The sequence below is a fragment of the Lentzea sp. NBRC 102530 genome, assembly GCF_030269365.1.
GTDB lineage: Bacteria > Actinomycetota > Actinomycetes > Mycobacteriales > Pseudonocardiaceae > Lentzea.
Genome location: NZ_BSTF01000035.1, coordinates 15,146 through 34,286 on the forward strand (window position 1 = coordinate 15,146; position 19,141 = coordinate 34,286).

4 protein-coding genes are annotated in these 19,141 nt (G+C 64.9%); 2 read left to right on the forward strand and 2 right to left on the reverse strand.

Going from position 1 to position 19,141, the window contains the following annotated elements; translation table 11 throughout:
- Positions 1–401: 401 nt before the first annotated feature.
- Positions 402–16,172: a hypothetical protein gene (locus tag QSK25_RS44425; protein ID WP_285647664.1), complete on the forward strand. Its 15,771-nt coding sequence runs from the start codon at positions 402–404 to the stop codon at positions 16,170–16,172.
- A gap of 102 nt (positions 16,173–16,274) precedes the next feature.
- Here QSK25_RS44425 and QSK25_RS44430 read toward each other — a convergent pair whose 3' ends face one another.
- On the reverse strand, positions 16,275–16,802 hold the full coding sequence (locus QSK25_RS44430) for a DUF2017 family protein (RefSeq protein ID WP_285647666.1): 528 nt from the start codon (positions 16,800–16,802) through the stop codon (positions 16,275–16,277).
- Positions 16,803–18,039: 1,237 nt separating this feature from the next.
- Here QSK25_RS44430 and QSK25_RS44435 point away from each other — a divergent pair.
- Positions 18,040–18,171 carry a hypothetical protein gene (locus QSK25_RS44435; protein WP_285647668.1) on the forward strand — a complete coding sequence of 44 codons (132 nt, stop codon included), beginning with the start codon at positions 18,040–18,042 and terminating at the stop codon, positions 18,169–18,171.
- A gap of 210 nt (positions 18,172–18,381) precedes the next feature.
- Here the strand turns inward: QSK25_RS44435 and QSK25_RS44440 are convergent, their stop codons facing one another.
- Entirely contained in the window at positions 18,382–18,681 is a 300-nt protein-coding gene (locus QSK25_RS44440; RefSeq protein WP_285647669.1) for a hypothetical protein, read from the reverse strand.
- Between the last annotated feature and the right edge of the window lie 460 nt (positions 18,682–19,141).

Sequence of the window (19,141 nt, forward strand, 5' to 3'; positions counted from 1 at the left end):
TTTGACCGCAGGGCTACCTGTGGCGCTCGTTAGAATTGGTTCGTGACGTGGGTCGATGGTCGTGGTGTTGACCCACTTCTCCGGCTGCGTGGGCCTTGTTGATCGCTCGTTGTCCATATGTCCTTGAGAAATCGTACGTGTCTTAACAAACCGAAGAGAAGCAACTGTTCGGCTTGGGAGTCCTCATGGCAGTCAATGTTCCCCCCGAGCTCGACGGTTTGTTCTACCTTGTCGTAGGTCAGCCGTTTCCCCGCCTGGACGTAGCGGGAGCACGTGCGTTTGCGGCGCGGTTGCGCGACGTTGGGACGAGACTTGAGGATCTGCTCCAGGACGGCGACGCGGCCGGTGTGGCTGTGGGGGGAGCCCTGGGAGGTGCAGCCGGTGATGGTGTGCGGAGGTTCGTGGGGAAGCTGACCAAGCTCGGCCCGTCGATGGGCGCTGTGGCACGCCGCAACGAGGAAGCGTTGCGAGAGCTGGCGCTGTCGGAGGAGAAGAATGGCTACGAGATGCTCCAAGAACTCGTGTTGTTCTTTCCGCAGATCATGTGGGCGTTGTGGAGTCCATGGGGGGCGCCTTGGTTGCCCGTACTGACTGCCGCATTGCGTGCGCGCTTGCTGCCGAGGTTGGCGAAAATGGAGTCGTTCGCGCTCGTGGCAGGCCGGGCAATGGTCAGTGAAGCCGCGAGTGAGGTGATGCAGAACGCCAACGCACAGGTGCTGCAATTCATCGAGCGCAATCGCACGTCGTGGGATTCAATGGACTCGATCGTGAGCGCGGCCGCTGGTGGTGCGGCAGGCGGCATCATGACGGCGGGCATGAAGGCCGGCCAGCGATATCTGGGTAAGCACGCGGACACGGTGACCTTCCACGGTGGGCTGGAGGGCGCGACCGAGGTCGTGGTCGACGCTGGTGCGACCGGCATTCTGGGTGGCGACTTCGACGGACTGGGAACCGCGTTCACCAGTGGCGCGTTCTCGGGCGGCGCGCAGAAGGCAGCCGATGACACAGGTCAAGTCATTGCCGGAAAGATGAACCAGCCCACCGGAGACAATACCCCTGTCGATCCCACCACCGCCACCGGATCTGGCTTCGCGAACCCTGCTCTGCGGAAACCAGGCGGTGCCGCGGCGGGCACGGAGGGGTCGCGCGTGGAGCGGTCAGGTGCCACGAAGTCGGGCAGCGAAGAGCCGAGGATCGAGAGCCCGGATGGAGAAGCGCGGGGTGGAGAAGCGCGGGGTGGAGAGACGCCGGGGAGCGACATGTCCATCGCACTACCGTTCACGTCATCTGGGAGCAAAACGTCAGTTCCGAACTCGTTGGCCACCACAGCACCGATCGATGACTCGTCCACGGAGCCCGAGACGCGGGACGCGATCACCACGCTGCCAGTCGTTCCGATCAGCACGCCGGCAACGCCGCGTGTGCCGCAAACCTGGGGTAACACGGAGTCCCCCGTCGTCTCCAGCGCTACGAGTCGGTCGATGCCGCAGCATGACGACGTAGCAACGATTTCGGGAGGCGCTCCCCCCGCCGATCAGCCGGCCCGGCCGATCGTCCCCAGTCCGGTGTCCAATCCTGTCAGCACTGTCGCCGAGCCAGAAGACACCACGTTCCGCGCAACGGCATCAAGTGTGCAAATCCCAGGTGAACCCCAGCAAGAACTGCGCTTCGCGTCCAGTCCCACCGTCGACGAGGATGCTCCTGGAAACCTGAACCACCAGTTGCCTGAGACGAAGGTTCCTGGCCCGAGCGGGCCCCAGCAGCTCGGTGATGGCCCGGCCTTCTCAGGCTTGCGGGATGAGCACGCGCCTGGGGAGTCCGCGCCGATCGACCAGAACGCGCCGACCGCCAATCTCGTGAGTCCGCAGGAGTCGCCCGCCGCTGGGCAACCGGACGTGGAAACGGTCGGGTCGCCACTGCGGGCGGCTGATCTGCCGTCGCAGAACCCGATGACGCGCGATCTGCTGGGTAACAACACCGCTGCCGACGAACCCGTCGTGGTCGTGCCAGGCCAGCAGGGACCTGGTGGCGGCCTCTCCGGTACTCCGGCGACGCCGCAGGCCGGTACAGGCTTGCCGGGGCAGCCAGCCACGGTTGTCTCTCCTGGACTGGGGGCACAGCCGCCGAACTCGGCGGGGCAGCAGCCCTCGGGCGCGAGTCCGGCCGGCCAGTCGCAATCTGGCCGCGGCGAAACCGCTGGCGGCTCTGCGATGCAGCGATTGCCGGGTGTGCCGGCTCCGGGGTTCCCTGTTGTTCCGGTGTCACTGCGGCAGGGCCTGGATTCCGTATCCGCGCCTGCCGCGTTCGAGTCGGCGGCACAGCCTTCGCAACAGAAGGCCCCGCCCTACGCGGAACAATCGGCGGACATCCACGGCGGCGTTCCGCTGCCGGACAGGTTGCCGTTGACGAGGGCTTCGGAACTGCCGTCCGAGTCGGCACTTGGGCACGTTCCCGCAGACGAAAACATGAGCGGTGGCATCGTTCCGAACTCAGGAGACCAACCCGTCGGACGTGGGTCCGACCTACCGGAGCTCGCGCTCGGCTCTGGCATCGTTCCGCACGGCTATTCACGAGAGCGCCTCGGCAATGCGCCGGCACACCAGCGTGGCCGTGCACATGAGAGACGGGAATCTGCCGGGGCGGCGGAGTCGAGCGTCATGCGCCCGGCCTTCGAGATCCGTCGTGCCGGGCACGGTAGCCACGGCGTCGTGGAGTTGACTGTCCGAATCAACTTCGAAGCTGCGTCGGGAGTTGACGACACGACCCGCCATCGTGCAGTACGTGATGCACAGCGAGCCGTTGACGAACTGCGCAACAAGCTGAACGTCCGCCTTTCCACGGGCGAGCTGCTCCGTTTCCGGATCGTACCGGTCGAGGCAGGCGACCGCGCACATCACACCGTTGTGCTCGATCACCACCACAAGATCGACCAGAACCACTGGAGACCAGGCCAGGTCGGCTCGCGGACCGCCCGCGAGATCGACCACATGCTCGGCATTCTCAATGGAGATCCACTGGTAGACGTGGACGATGCCGGGGAGACTGCGGAGCGGATGCTTCCGGTCGATCTCGCACAGGGGCGACTCTCACCGATGGCTCCGCCTGCCTCTGATGGTTTGACCGAGCCGAAGGCACAGAACCAGAACACTGACGACGTCAGCGGGCACTCCGATGTCGTCAGCATCGACTTGTCGCAACCTGCGGCCGAATTGGTGCACGTCCGGGCTCACAGGCCGAGGAGCAGGGCGGCGTCAGGTGGCTTGAGTCTCAGCTCCGTCGTCCGGAACGACGCCCTGTACTGGGACCAGCTGTATTCGGCCGTGCCGCCGCAGGACACGCAACCCGCGTGCTTCTACGTGTTCGTGTCCGCGACGGACGGCGGTTTCCTGGTCGAACACAGCCTGCTCGACGGAGCAGCACTCGCCGAGGTCGTGTTGAGCTCACCGCACTACCAGAAGTACGGCGCCGACCCTACCATTCCCCTGCGCGTGGTGGGCATTGATGCCGAAAACTCGGCGGAGTTCCACGAGCAGGTTGCAGAGTTCGCGACCGCGCTTCGCGGAGACGGTCCTTTCAGGACCGTCGAGGTGACGACCGGAGAGCTGCGGGTCGACGAGACCGGGCAGGTTGTTCCCCTTGGTGGTGACTACTTCGTGGTTTCGGAGTTCGCCCCGAGCGAGGTCTCCTGGACCTCGTTCGCAGGCGTCGATGGTCACGCGTTCGGCGCGGGCCTCGTCCTCGGCGAGGATCGCGCTACGGCGTTCAAGCGGGCGCTGGGCACGTACGGTCCCGACAGGGTGATGAGCCTGATCGGCAGAAAGCGACAACAGGGAAGCGACACCAAGACAGTTGTGCGGGAATTGCCGCCCTGGGCACACGGGGTTCTCGGCGATCGCGTGCCACCAGTCGGATTCGTCCTGGTCATGCGCGACGGGAAGTACATCGTTCCGCTGGAAGGTGGTCGTCTGGCGGCCGTGTCCCCGCGGCGGATGGCGCGGTTGATCGTCGAATCGCCGATGTACCAGGAAGCCAGGAACCGGCCCGTTCGCGGGGATCTGGTGCTGTTCGTCAGCGACGACGGGGCTGATCCTGCCGAGTCGGGCCAGGCGGGGGCCGAGTTGCGGGCGGCACTGCAGGAATGGGATGAGGATTCCTGGCACGGCTACGACTATGCGGGTGAGATCGAGTTCGACGAGCGTGGTCTGGTTGTGCCAGAGGGCGCCATGTTCGCGGAGAGCAGCCCGCTTCCCGCGCAGGAACTGGATCGAGTTCTGTCGGACTCCGTTTTCGGGTTCCCCGTTACGGACGAGGACCGGAAGTCGCTCCGTGAGCTCGTCGGCCAAGTGGAGCACGGTGCCGGGCAACAGCCGCCGACGGGGCCGGGGCAGAAGAAGCCGTTGCTGGTGGCGGTGCACTCTCTGGACGGCAAGGTCGTGCGCGTCAGGTCCTCGTCCGGTGTGACGCACGAGTTGGGGTGGCGTCAGTTCGGCCGGACATTGCTGTCGGATTCGGCTTTCCGCTTGGCATTGGAGAGACACCCGGACCGTCCCGTGCAACTGCTGTTCGTAGGAGCAGGGAAAGGGACCAGTTCGTCACCGGCGGTGTCCGAGATGGTGGGGTCGCTGCACGAAGAGGGCTTTCTCAACGACGTGTACGCCCCGGCCACGGCGTCAGGCTGGGAGTTGGTGTCAGGATCGCGTGCCGGCGATCTGAAGTGGGACGTGCTGCACAACCGTCTCGGCCGTCCGGTCGCGGTCTACGTCCGCAGCGATCGGGACGAAGAGCGGTACTCGCGGGCGAAGGAATGGGCGTGGAACGCCACCCCTGCCACGCTAAAGTCCTATGAGGACGGCCATCGCGCGGAGGATTCGCCGTGGTCATCCACGGAGTTGCCGTTGTTTCTTCTCTTCGAGACCGGTGCTGAGGGAGTACGGGGACTGCGGCGAGGCCTCGGCGACGCGGCGAGCCCTGGCCAGGCGCAGGCGACGACCTTCACGCTCGAGCAGTTCACGAAGGCGATGAGGTCGGAGCCGGAAATCCGAAAGTTGTTGCCCAGGAGCGGTAATCGGTCTCTGGTACTGGTTCCGTCCGGCGATTCGGCTGTCGACGGCCGGACGTTCACGGACGTGTTCTCCCAGGGTGGCTACCGGCGTCGGGTACACCTGCTGACGAGCGGCGAGTTCACCCAGGACGGCAGGCTCACCGCTCACGAGGCCGAGATCCTGACCTTCGAGCCGCCGGTGTTGAAGCCAGATGACGTCTTCTCGCGTGCCCTGGTTGACAGGGAACTCGGGAACGTCGGCCAGTTCTTTCCGCTCGACGACGGGGACATCGTGTCCATGTCAGGCGAAGCGCGCGCTTTCGCCCCGGTACGACAGATGTACTTCATGCGAGAAGTGTCGCCGGCGACGACGGACGAGCAGGGCGCGGTCGTGCCCGCGCGCTTCGCTCCCTTCCTCGCATCATGGGCGGTTGAGGACAAGGTTGCGTGGACGAACTCCGGACATGGCGGCGTGGATGGGTTCAAGTTCGGTACCAGGACCGACTCACCCTGGATCATCGGCGACACCGTGACGCTGTCGGGCGAGCAAGCCGCGCGGATCATGTACGGCAGTTCGGTGTACACGCAGACTCGGCCTGATCCCGCTCGTCCCAACGTGTTGGTCTTCTGCTCGGTGAACGAGGTCGCGGACGGCGCGTCCGAGAGTGAGGCGCGCAAGCTGGGACGGCAATGGCGCAAAGAGGTCAGTCCGGAGACTGTCACCTTTGCGAGCACGCAGGTCGTGTTGACGATGTCCGGCCAACTTCATGCCGTCAAGGCCGGCGGGGTCCTCGCCGATGTCGAGCGGTCCGCGCGGGACAGCGCAGGGCCGGTGCCGTTGTCGGATCTGGCCGCGGAGCAGATCGCCCCGGTCGAGATCGAGGGCACAGGAAGGAAACTGACGCCTTCGGACGCCGAACGAGTGCGTGAGATCGCCCGCAAGGTGGCCAGGGCAGCGGCCTGGCGTAGGAGAAACGGGGCAGGCCTGCCCGAGGTCGGCATCACCACCGAGCGAGCCGCCGCCGTCTTCCTGGACGAGTTGGCGGCGGAGTGGGCGCGGCTGGGACGGTTCGGGCGCGGCCTGCGGCCGGAGGACCTCGCCATCCGCGTCGGCGGGCCTGGCAGGCGACGACCGGCGACGATCAGCGTCGAACTGCCGAAGAACGTTCCCGGCGCACGAGAAGTGCGTGACGCCACCGGGTCGCTGGAGGAGATCACCACCGCGCGGTTCGGCGCGCTCGAAGCCGCGTTCGCGAAGCTCGTGCACGACGAGTCCGCGGTGGTGTCCATGTCGGGCGAGCCGGCCGCGCCGCACCGTCCTGACGTGGATCTTGACGGGGAACAGGCGCCAGACCACGAAGCCGGCGAGTGGTTCGCGCACAGCGGTGGCCAGGCCTCCGGGGACCCTTGGACCGGCGATGGCCAGTCCGGGAGCGGAGGCGCATCGCCGCTCGCCCATCAGCAGGCCGAGCAGCCTTTCGTCAACACCCATGAGCCCTTCGGCGACGAGGCGTCAGGTGCGCTCAGCCTCGACTACGGGTCCAAAAAGGACAGAGCCTTCTGGGAACAGGTGTACTCCGCGTCGCGGAGGCCCGGGTTCACCGCTGACGGCATCCCCCCGCCCTTCTACCTGTTCGTGACGTGGTCCGGTGGCCTGGCCCAGGTCGGCGACCAGGCGATGGGCGGCGCCGAGCTGGCCGAGTTCGTGCGGAGGTCCCCGCACTACCAGAGGTATGCGGATGATCGTTCGGTGGTGCTTCGGATCGTCGGTGTTCAGGTCGGTGACAACGATCTTGCCCAGATCACGCGGACCGCCCGTGAGTTCGCGATCGCTGAGCGGGGTGGGCAGGACTCGTTCCGCCTTGTGCAGCTGGCTACTCGCTCGGTCAGCGTCGGTACAGACAACCGCGTCGTTGGTCTGGACGACTCCGCCTACTTGATTGTGTCGGCTGTCCAAGCCAACGATCTCCAATGGCGCTCATTCGTGGGAAGGGAGAACGAGCCACTCGGCCTCCTGTTTGGCCACGGTTCCGTCGCCGAGATGGCGGACAAGATTGGGGAGTTTCCATCTGATCTGGCCTTGAGGTGGACTTACGAACGCTCTCTTGTGGGCAAGAGCCGTGACTACGTCCTTCCGGCTTGGGCGCCGGCGACGACCGGTGATCGCGTGCGTCCTGTACTGGTCATGCTGAGCCTGGAAGGTGGCCTGTTCGAGGTCCCGATTCCTGGTCAGCTCATCACGAGGGTGCGTCCGGCATTTCTCGTGAGGGCGATGGTCAGTTCCCCGGCTTTCAGGGCCTACCGGAAGCAGGCGGTCCGTCCGCAGTTGATCATCCTCGGCCATGACGTCTCGGCGGATACCGGACCAAGCTGGGAGGCGCTTCGCGAGCTTGTGCGCGAACTGAGGTCGCAGGACGGACGGCCCTGGCAGACTCACCTGTTCGCGGGGGACTTCTCGTTCGGCCGCGAGGGCTTCGCTCTGCCGCACGGAAGCCAGTTCGAAGCAGGGCCGCCCCTGTCCACGGACTCGATCGAGCTGGTCACGTCGCCATCGCTGTTCGGGTTCCCACTGGGCGGCCAGGACCGGGCCAGTATGGTTACCTTCGGCATTTCGGCGGAGAACGGTGTGTTCGCGGGTGATGAACCGTGGAACTTGAACCAGCGCACGCGCCGCAAGAGGCCCATTTTCGTGGTGGTGAACTCGCCGGACGGCGCCCATGCGCTGATCGAATCCCAGACCGGCCCGCGTTACGAGGTGGACGGCGCCGAGCTGGCGGTCATTCTGTGGAACAGTTCCGAGTTCTCCTCTGCGCTGGCGGGTGATCCGGATCGCCCGCTGGTCGTGGTCAGTCGCGACAACGGGGTGCTGAAGGACGTCGAGTCGCTGGGACGTCAGATTGCTGAAAGGCTGCGGCAGCGGGACATCGGTCACTTCGGAGACGTGTACGCGGCGTTCTCGGACTCGTCGAAGCTGGAGTACTTTCTTGTTTCCGATCTGCTGGGAACCGATCTGGAGATCGAGTTTCTTCCGGACGGTGATGGCGACCCCGCCGCTCTGTACCTCTCCAGCGGAGAGGACGGCGACAGCGGAGCGATCGCCGAGGTCAGGTCGTGGGCACAAGAGGCTACGAGCGCCTCTCTGTCCGACTATCAGGTCGAACTGCCTCACGGTGATCTGACGTCGGCTGGAAGAAGAAAGATATCCGGATGGTCCGCGGTGCGTCCGCCGATCTTCTTTTTTGTTTCGATGCGAGGGAAGGAGTTTGTTGTTCAGCGTAGGGACGGCGAAGTCCTCCGCCTGTCCGCGGGGGAATTGTCGGGCGCTCTGACGTCGGTTCCTGCACTGCGCAAGGTCCTGCGTCGCCATCAGGGGCGGCCGATCGTGATCGCTTCGCTGAGTGGAGAGGTCGGCGGTGGTGACAGGCTCGCCGCCGAACTGACGCACTCAGGTTTTTCGCGGACTGTGTTTGAGGCCCGGCACGGGATCAAGCTCCTTGCGGGGGGACGGTTCACGGCGGCACTGCGAACCCTGGTGGCCCACCAGCCGCCTGCTCCGCGAGCGGATCAGGTCGACTGGTCACCCTTCTCCGGTGACCGGTACGGGCAGTGGGGACATACCCTCGATACCAGGAACTTTGACAAACTATCGACCATTATTCAGGCTCCGTATGATGCGCCAGTGCGTCGGCAGTACTACTTTAGGCGATTCAATGACGCGGTTATCGACGACAATGACAGAGTCGTTATCAGAAGGGCCGTTCCCTATCTTTCTCCTCATGCGGTCAGCGATCTTCCGCCGTACTTGTGGATAGGTCACGGCTCTGAATCGGACTTCGCGCTGATCCTCAAGTCGAACAAGGCGATGGAGCGGGGTGACGTTGTCTTGTCCGGCGGCGATGGAGCGGCGCGCCTCCTTGTGGTGAGCGATGTCTATCGAATGACCAAAGCGGACCCCCGCGCGCCTGTTCTGTTCGCTTCCTGCTTGGTGGCAACCGGCGGGGATAAAAGTCCTGCAGCGGATTTCTCCCGGCAGTGGAGGCTCTTGCGCGGCGGAAAGCCGATCATCGCCGCGGCGGACGACATAGTCACTTCCGATTACTCATCCGCAAGATCTGTTCGGCGCGGGAGTGCCTACTTCGCCTTTGGAGACGGACAAAGGGACCCCGAGTGGGATGTGCCGCTGCTGGATCTCGCCGCGACCGAAATCGGCCCGGCCGAAATCGGGTTCGACTCGCGAGGTGAGCTGGGCATCGGGTGTGCCGAGGTACTGCGCATGGTCGGGCAGAAGTTGGCGCGGGCGGCGGCCTGGCGGGCACTGAACGGCGCGGAGATGCCGACCGTGGTCATCAAGGGAACCGGGGTCGCGAAGCGATCTTCGTCATTCGAGGCCACGCACGCCGTGCTGGGCGCGGAGATGATCGCGGAATGGGGGCGGCTGGGCAGACTGGCACGCGGGCTCACGATCGACGATGTCGTTTTCGACCTTGTCGACGTTCCCGCGTCGGCGAGCCGGGAGGAGTCGGGCGTCGTCATCACTGTCGACCTTCCGCCGCAGTCACTCGGCCAGGACGAGGTGACCGCGCTCATGTTCGGCCCCACCGACCACCCCAGCAGCAAGGAACTCGACGCCCTCGACAAGGCGTTCGCCAAGCTGGCCCCTTCCGCTGATGACGCGCCGCCTTCCGACGACATTGTGTCGGTCGAGGGGAAGGAACCGCGCGCGAAGATCGTCGAACCACCGGTCGCGGTACACGATCCTTCGGAGTTCGCGTCGGGCGGGTTGAGTTTCGACGCTGGTGCCACTGACCTCGGCCATGCGGAGCGGGTCGCACGCTACGCGGCGATGCCACCGGCGGCGGCGAGACCCTTCTACCTGTTCCTGACATCGAGCGCGGAGGGATTGTCCGTCAACGGCACGCGGGTGCTTCCGGCCGTGCTGCTGGAGATCGTGAAGAGATCGCCGCACTATCAGAAGTTCGGGTCGGCGGTGCCGGTCCGCCTAGTCGGTGTGAATCCCGCTGACGCGGAGGTCCGGCGGTTCGCGAAGTTGTTGCGGGGCAGGAAGGGCGGGTTCCGCCTGATCGAGGCCGCCCCGGCAGGAAGCACGGTGTTTCAGCGGATCTCGGAGGTGCGACCGGAGGACGTCGCCTGGCTGCCGCTGTCCCACGCGGACGGCAGGGTTCTGGGAATGAGCTTCGACACCCAGACTCGCCAGGCAGATGGCACGGCGGCGAACCTGAGGCGCGCGAGCGACGAGAGCACGCGCGTCGTTCTGGAACGGAGTGTCGACGAGAACGGCAGCGAACACCTCCGCCCGAAGATCGCCCTGTGGGCGGACACGACGGACGGCGCGCGGCTGAGGCCGTTCGAGCTGTTGCTGGACGCCGACGGCGAGATGTACGTCGTTCCGCTGATCTCGGGAGAGGTCATCCGGGTTTCCCCTGACGAGATGGCGAAACTGGCGTACAAGTCGCGCTGGTTCCGCACCGCGCACGGAGGGACCGCCCAGCCCGACATCGTGCTGATCACCAACGATCTCGGCGCCGGTTCCACCGTCGAGCACCCTGGCAGTCGGAAGCTACAGGCGAGACTGCGCGAACTGGGCGGGCCGCGGCGGATCACCGCGTACTCGGGGCCTGCCGACCATGACGCGACGGTGCCCAGCCTCCGCGTGCCGGAGGGAGCCGAGTTCGAGCAGACCTTCTCGTCCAGCGCGGCCACGAATTTCTCGCTGAACGCGAACGCGGTGCGGAAGTCAGTCAGCCCGGTGACGGACACGTCTTCGGGTTCGGTCTTCGCATTCCCGGTAACGGGCGACGAACTGCCTGGACTGCGGTCCTTCATCTCAGCTGTGAGAAGCGGCACGTCCGAGTGGGACAGCAAGCCGCTGTTTGTGATAGTGGATTCTCCGGACGGCAAGTACGTGCGGGTCGCCTTGTACGGTGGCAGGGTGCTGGAGCTCGGCGGCGCGGACTTCGGGCGGATGTTGTTGAACCACTCTGGGTTTTGGAATGAGTTGAATTCCGAGCCGGCGCGGCCGATCGTGGTGGTGACACCCCAAAGTGTGACAAACGCGAACTTCGGCGACGTTGCCTATGACCTCGCGACTGTCCTGCACGAGGAGGGTATCTACCGAGAAGTCTATGTCTCGACGAAGCCGTCGGCGTTCGACGAGTTCACCCTGGTGTCCGGTCTGCGGGACGGAGATCTGGAGGCCGAGGTGCTGTTCAACGCTTCAGGTTACCCGGTCTCGCTGTACTTCCGGTCCGAGAACGATGAGGCGGACTATGGCGCTGCCAGAACCTGGGCATTCAATGCGACGGAGGAGAAACTAGAGACCTACCAGGTGGAATCGGCCGATGGCGCCAGAACCGGCCGCAGGTCTTCCTGGCAGGAGATGCCGCTGTTCCTGATCGCCCGTTCCGGCAACGGGAGATATCGAGTCGAGCGTAGCGACGGCGTGATGGGGACGGTGACGCCGGAACAGTTCGCCCGTGTGGCGCGGGCACATCCGGCCATGCGCCAGATCCTCGGCACGAACAGCTTTGGACGGCCGATCGCGCTCGTCACGCCGAACGGTGAGGCGGCGGGCGGGCACCTGGTCCGTGACTCGTTGTTGCAGGGCGGGTTCCGGCGGCCGTTGAGCGTCGCGACAACCGGAGTGAGGTTCGAGCCCGACGGCACGATCACCGTGTCGCGGACCGCGTTCACGGAACTTCCTGCGCTCGATCCCTCCGAACTGGCGGTCGAGAATGTCGTCACGAGGCCGCGAAGGACCTCGCTGTCGACTGTCGACGGGCAGTACTTCCCGAGCGGGCTGACCGACTCGTACCTGATGTCCCAGACAGCACGGAGTGGCTCCTCTCGAAGGGGCTACTACGTGCGCAAGGAACTCACCGCCGCAGCGAGGAAGAACGGCACATCCGAGACGGAGTACGTCGCGTACCTCTCACCGCTCGCGGGAATCGACGGGCGTCCGTGGGTGATCGACGGACATGGCTCGTCCGAGGGCTTCACGGTCGGGCTGCGAACCGACCGGCCCTGGGAGATCGGCGACACCACCGTGATCGGCGGAGCGATCATGGCCAAGATGGTCACGGGGGGTTCCCTCTATCGCGAGGCGGGTCTGCCAAGAGACACCCCTGTCCTGCTGCTTCCCTGCTCCATCAACGGAGGCTCGGCGGCGCGCGACCTGATGTCGAGCTGGCACGGCGGAGCCGCGACACCGTCCACAGTGGTGGGACCTACGTCGGATCTGCTGGTGCACAGCGGGAACGGGCTTCAGGTCACCGACTCGGGAGGACGCATCACCGAGGTTTCGCCGGCGGACGGCGACCAGACGCCGCTGGTGGCGCTCGCCGACCTCGCCGCGACCGAGATCGAGCCCGTCATCGTCACGTTCTCGTCCGGGGCAGACACCGGTCCGCAAGAGCAGAAGGACCTCGTCGGGACCATCGCTCGCCGGGTGGCACGCGCCGCGGCCTGGCGCGGGGTGAACAGCGCTGGACCGGTGCGGGTCGAGATCACCGGCTACGGCACCCTTGGCGCGCTGTCCAGAGGAGCGAAGAGCGGACTCGACCACGCGAACTCCGCGCACAGCCTGTTCAACGAGGCGTTGCACGACGAGTTCGCGATCCTGCGGAAGTTCGGGCTGGACGTCGCCCTGGCACAGGTGGACGTCCAGGTTCTCAGCGCGGTGGCGACACGGGACGGCGGGCACACGGCGTTGATCGCCGTGCGGCTGCCGGAACGGGAGCTGGGACAACGCGAGTTGCGTGACCTGGCAGGAGATGTGGACACCCTCGCCGTCACCGCGGTCGACAAGGCGTTCTCGCGGTTGTCCCCAGAGTCCGACGACACCGTGGGGGAGCCTTCTGGCGAGGGAACCCTGGTGCGTAGGGGACCGTTCGGGCCAGTCGAGCACTATGGCCCGGTAGTCGGCAAGGCGGGTGGCCTCGGGTTCGACTGGGATGGCTTCGCGATCACCGTCCGGTGGGCCAGGGTGTACGGCTCGATGCCATTGTCCAGGAACCATACGTTCGACATCTTCGTCACCCAGCAAGCGGGGACGTTCCTCGTGGCAGGCCAGTACGTCGACGCCCGCACGCTGGCCAGGATCGTGACCGCCTCACCTCACTTCATCATGCACGCAGCGGACCCGAGCACCGCCGTGCGGCTGGTCATCGCCGTGGACCTGACCGATCAGGACCAGGCGAGTTACATGGCGAAAGAGTTCGCCGTGGCGTTGCGTGGTGTCGGACCGTTCAGGTCTGTCGAAGTCGCGCCTGTCTCGGTGCAGGTCGACCAGGACGGCCAGGTTTCGCTGCTGAACTTCGGTTCGGCCTCCGTTGTGTCCTCGCCCAGATCCGAGGATGTCGCCTGGATTCCGTTGATCGACGTGGCTGGCATTACCTTCGGTATGGCCTTCGACACGCCGAAGAACCGCAATGACAAAGTGGAGAAGCACAGTGGGGCACTTCCCGCCGCCATCCAACTGGGTATCGTGAAGCAGGCGGTCATCAATGCCAGTGGTGTAACGAAGACCGAGTCCGTGGTCGCGCCGTGGGCGTCGGTGTCGGAGACCGACGGCGTCCACACCCGCACGGTTCTGCTGTTGCTGGAGAGCAGTGCCTACGGATTCATGGTCCCGACCAAGAGCAAGGCCGTCGTGGACGTCGCTCCTGACGCTATGGCGAGGCTGGTCTACTCGTCCGACATCTTCACGATGTTCAGAAAACGCCAGGTACTTCCCACCCTGCTCCTCGTGACCGCCAACCCCGACGGTGACGTCCCGGCAGGCGCGAGTGCCGTGCAACGGGCTGTCGCACTGCAAAAAGCCGCGGCGGCGGCGAAGCTGAACACCGACTTTCTGGAGACCCTGCGCTTCTTGAGCGGACAACCCTGGCTGAGCATCGACTATGTCGGCAGGACTAGCGGTGAGATGGGAATGAGGGTCGTCAGCAGTGTCAAGTCGTTCAGAATGGGGCCGCCACCGTCTTTGCGGGATTTCCTGTTGGTTGTCGATGGTTCCGTGGCCGCGTTCCCCAGTGCTGCTGTGCCGCCCGATCGGATGCGTGAGGTCTCCGCCGAGCTCGCGAGGCGCGCGTCGGTGAACGGAGCTTCGAATCAGACGCCGTTGCAGATCGTCGTCGATTCGCCCGATGGCAGGGTCGCCAGGCTTCTTACCTCTTCCGGCGCCGTGGTCGAAATGGGCGGCAGGCAGCTCGGGCGAATGTTGCTGGGCCATCCGGAGATCCAGATGGCGCTGCGGCACGATCCCCAGCGGCGTTGGAAAGTCGTGGGCAACCGGGTTGGTGAGAAGATCAGCCACGGCGGGCTCGCCTACGATATCGCCGGGGTTTTCCGGGCCGCAGGTCATTTCGGAGAGATCGTGGCGACCACCGGACAACTGGTGTTCGGTCGAGGAAGTATGGCCTCGCTCGATCACGCTCACTACGAAGTGGTCTCAAAGATCAGGTATGGCGAGCTGGCGGTGGATTTGATTGCCAACAGTAACGGCATCGACGTGCTGTACGTGTGGAGTGCGGGAAATCGTGCAGGACACCAGAAAGCTGCGGATTGGGCGAAACACGCGACGCGGCACACGCTTGCGATGTATGAGATTCACGCGACGGACGGACGAGTTGAGATGCGTCAGGCGCCGTGGGTGAGGCCGCCCGTCGTGGTCTTCGTCGACACGGGGCTGAACGGGTACGATATTTTGCGCCTCAACGGGAATAACTCGACACAAAAGAGTACGTCGATGGTCATCTCTCCCGACGATCTCGCCAGAGGGCTGTCGGGATATTCGATGCTGACGAAACCTGTGGACCCGGTTGACGGCCGGGATCTTCTGCTCGTTTCTCCGAACGGCAGGATCGGGGACGGCCAGCAGGTCGGAAAATCGTTGATGTCTCTGGGGCGTCACGTTACGGTGCATGAGGCTCCTCTCAGCCCCGCGTGGCGTGCCGACGGCACTCTCGCCACGGCCGGACAGCCAATGGTCAAGCATCTGCGGCCTACGCCCAGTCCGGCGAACATCATCGTGCACCGGGTTCAGCGACAGCATCTGCCTTGGACTGTCACCGCTGTCTACTCTCCAGCACGCACGGATGACGTGTTCAATATGTCGAGGTCAGCCCATGTCAACAACGTGGTGCAGCAGGAGTACTACTTCAAGACGGAAGCGACGAATCTCGTAGACGCGGCAGGGAAACCGCTGCTCCGTCATCGCGCCTTCCTGTCGCCCTGGGCGGGGATCGATGCCCCGTCGTGGTCTCTGATCGGACATGGTGTCCCAGAAGGGTTCGCTTTCAGGCTCAAAACCGATATCCCCAGTGAGTTCGGTGACGGGGTGTACCTGGACGGTGCGATCGCGGCCAGAGTGCTGTTCGGGACTGATTCCTACCGGCGGGCTCAGCTTGATCCGGATCGACCTGTCGTGCTTCGCACGTGCCACGTGAACACGCTTCTGCCGGCAGGAGACACCCAGGCCGCGCGGTTCAGCGCCGCGGTGACGAACATGAGACCTCAGCGCGGCGGGAAGTTCTTCGCGGCGAACGCCGTTGTGGGATACGGTGCTTCAACCGGCTATTATGCGGTTGCCGAACCGGCTTTCTTCGGTGAGGCGGGTGAGAGTTCCGTGAGCGCCGGGGACGAGGTGCCGTTGACGGACTTCGTGACGTCGAACATCGCGTCGGCGCAGGTGATGCTTTCTGTGCAAGGGCCGCAGATGACGATGCCGCAGAGCACCGTCGACGTGATCCGTGACATGGCTCGGCAGGTAGCGCGGGCGGCGTTGTGGCGCAAGCTGAACAACGTGGGAATGCCCGTGATGACCGTTACCGCGAAGAACAAGCGCTTGACCAACCTGGTCACCTTGGCGCTCCAGAACGCGATGACCGTGGAGTGGGCACGACGAGGCCGGCTCGGCTCGGGACTCTCCCCCCAGGACGTTCACGTCGTGGAGACCAGCTACGCCGTGCGGTCAGGTCAGGTGGAGGTCGTCATGATCAAGGTTGATCTGCCTCAGCACGACCTTGGTGAGACTGAGCTGTCCATCGCCGAGTACGTGCTCACCGAGGAGAGCATGGCGGCACTCAACGCGAAGTTCGCGAGGCTCGCACGGTGACCTTCCGCGGTGCCATCGGTCGGCTCGCGTCGTGGGCTGTCGCGAACCGGTGCTGTCAGCAGCGCTGAAGGGTGTCCCGCGACGCTGCCGACCGGTGGGAACTCATCTGCCGTGCTCCCGGATCTCCAGAGCGACGTGAGCCGAGGCCGTGGTCAGTCCGTCGGCCAGTGCGTTCAGCCAGATCACGGTGGGTTCGCTGGCCTGGTCCCGCACCTCGCCGTTGTGGTCGACGACCGCCGCGATGATCGCCAGGACGTGGCGGATGCAGCGCAGCCACGCTGCCGGCTCGGCGCCGACGCGCAGCATCACGACGCCGCCGGAAGCCGGGAGCGTCGATGCCATGAGCTGAAGCGCTTCCGCGACCTCGCGGAGAACGCACTCCTCGTTGAGGGCGAGGAACCAGTCGGGTTCGTCCGCGCCGAGTTCGGCGACCAAGATCGCTTTGATCCTGTCGTCCTTGGTGGGGGCAGCCGGCATCCGGGCCCGCGTTCCGCCCACGGGGAGATAGGACTCGGCGCGGTGGCTCAGGAGTCCGAGCAGGCCGACGACGTAGCTGTCGAGCACGTCGATTTCGTGCCTGGTCATGACTCCGATGTAGGTCGACCCGCCCAGGCGGTCCCAGTTGGTCATGGGATTCCCTTTTCAGACACGAATGCGTTGTTCGTTCAAGTAGACCGTGGGTGGTCTCGTGTTCCGAATGCCGTGCGCGCGTGGGGTCCGATGGGGCAGCGCACACTACCCGAATGCTTCACTTGTGGCCGAGGTCGTGCCTAATCGGACTCCGGCACCCGCGCTTTCGGTCGCTCGCCGTGATCGCGTAAACGCGTGCGGCTGGTGCGGATCACCTCATCCCGCGGTCCCGTCCCTTGTCTGGGATGACGTCGAGCTCGGTTGAGAACTCGGGGACGACGAAGAAGGACTGCCGACCCTGGACGGACTGTTCGTCGTCGCGGGTGTAGTGGGCGGCTGGGTGGTGGTCGTGGTGATGACGATCGTCGGCGGCGCGGCATCTGTCTCGACGGCAGACCGGCGACGCGGTTGTGGCTGCGGTGCGGCCTGAGGCTGTGAGGTGTCGGTGCTGGTCGGTGGTTCCACTTCCGTGGAGGTGGTGACCAGCGAAGGAACGTCCAGCGACAGCGCGGGCGCTCCCTTGGTTCCTTGGTGAGGGTCCGCTGCCGTGGTGTCCTTCCACGCCGCGAGGAACACGCCCGCCACTAGGATTGAACCCGTCACACCGACCGCGCTCCCGATGACGATGCCCTTGCCCGCCCGTCTTCGTGGTCTGCCGCGGTCCGGGTCCTGGGGATGTTGACATTGGCGGCGGGTCTTCCTCAACAAGCGCTCCTCACGGCTCGATCAACCGCGATGGAAGTCGGTCGGGCGGCAGAACGGAAGGTTGTCGGTCCAGTCAGGACAAAACTTCTGCCCTTGTGCACCCTCACTGTCGGCGCCCGCGGGGCTCATGGGAGAGCTTGCACTGATTCAAGGGCGGAGAGGAAATCTTCAATGTATGTTAAGTGTGGCCACTCTGCGTCCGCCTTGGCGGAAGGCCGGTTCATGCGCTTTGGTGTGAATTCCCACCATGTCTGTGGGCGCGAATCCGGTGTTCATCGAAGACTTGATATCGAAAGGATACCTTGTGTCACACGTGAAGAAGTTCGTTGCGCTGGCCGCTTCTGTCAGCCTCGCTCGTGGGAAAGGCTGCCACCTCAGGTACCGCACAGGCGGCAACCGAGCGCTTCAGGGCGTGCAACTACGGGTCCGACTACCGAGTTGCCGCGGGCTTTCCGGATAGGGGCTCCAGGGCCCCTACGGTCCCGTACGGCCTGTGGCGACTTCAACCGTGCAAGCGGGAACGAGGTTCTACTTGGCAGCCTACGACGTGAACTTCTCATTGGCCCGCTTCGCCGGTCTTGACAGGACCTACAGCTCCGGCCGGACTCTGGTGCAGACCTGGGCGAGTTTCCGCACGTTCACGTACGGCAAGCTTCCGTACTGACGAAACTGACACGTGAGACCTCGTCCCTGGAGCGTTTTCCGTCGCTTGGCGACGCTGCGGGGACGAGGTCTCAAATCGCGCCGCACACCGCCTCCGCGTCTCAGGCAGCGGACGATCTGAACGCACTCAGCCTGTGAGGGTTTCCGTCGGCGACGGAAACCCTCACAGCTGTGGGCCGATATAGCCCGGCCCTGCTCGCGACACGTCTTGTCAGCGTCCGAACCAAAGGTAGTAGTAAGTCGCCGAACCGCTCTTGACGGTCTGTACCTTGTAGGTCTTCCACTCTTGGGCGGCAACTCCCTGGCTGCCTCGGCTGCTGGCAGCCGAGTACGTCGTGTACCAGGTGTAGTAGTACGGCGTGCTTGAGCTCGGGGGAGTGGTTGCCGCGGGTGCGGTCGTACCGGGAGCGGCGCCCGCTCCCGGACCCGAACCCGCGGCGAGTGCCGCCGGTGTGGCAAGAGTGAGCGTGGCGGCGACGAGCGCGGCCGCTGCGGCGAACTTGCGAAGCACTGGTTCTCCTCTCGGAAATCGGCTTTCGATACCGAGAATCTTCGTGCATCGCGTGGTCGATTCGGACCGGGTTCATGGCCTCGGTGCCCTGTGTGGCCGCGATGTTCGCCCGAGTGGCCAGCTGACCAGGTAGAACGCGGTGGCCGATCGGGTATTTGTGGGAGTTTCGCAACACGCGGCCGGTATACGGGTTTGGCGTTGTTCTGTCGCGATTCTCCTGGGTGTCCGCAGAATGAATCCACGATGAAGCTCGGATGAGTGGCGGTCAGGTGTCGAGGTCGTGTTCATACGGACATGCACCGCCCAGGGATACCCAGGGGCGGTGCATCGGGTCTAGCGCGTGTCCTGTAAGTCATCGGAGCCAGAGCACGATGGCGGCGATGGTGAGTTCGGCCTGGTAGTAGGCGACGCGCTTGGCGTAGCGGGTGGCGAGGTCGCGGAACTGCTTGAGTCGGTTGAA

What these genes read in the sequence shown, in the direction of transcription:
- QSK25_RS44430 (WP_285647666.1), bottom strand. Translation starts at nt 16,802, where the DNA reads ATGACCAACTGGGACCGCCTGGGCGGGTCGACCTACATCGGAGTCATG.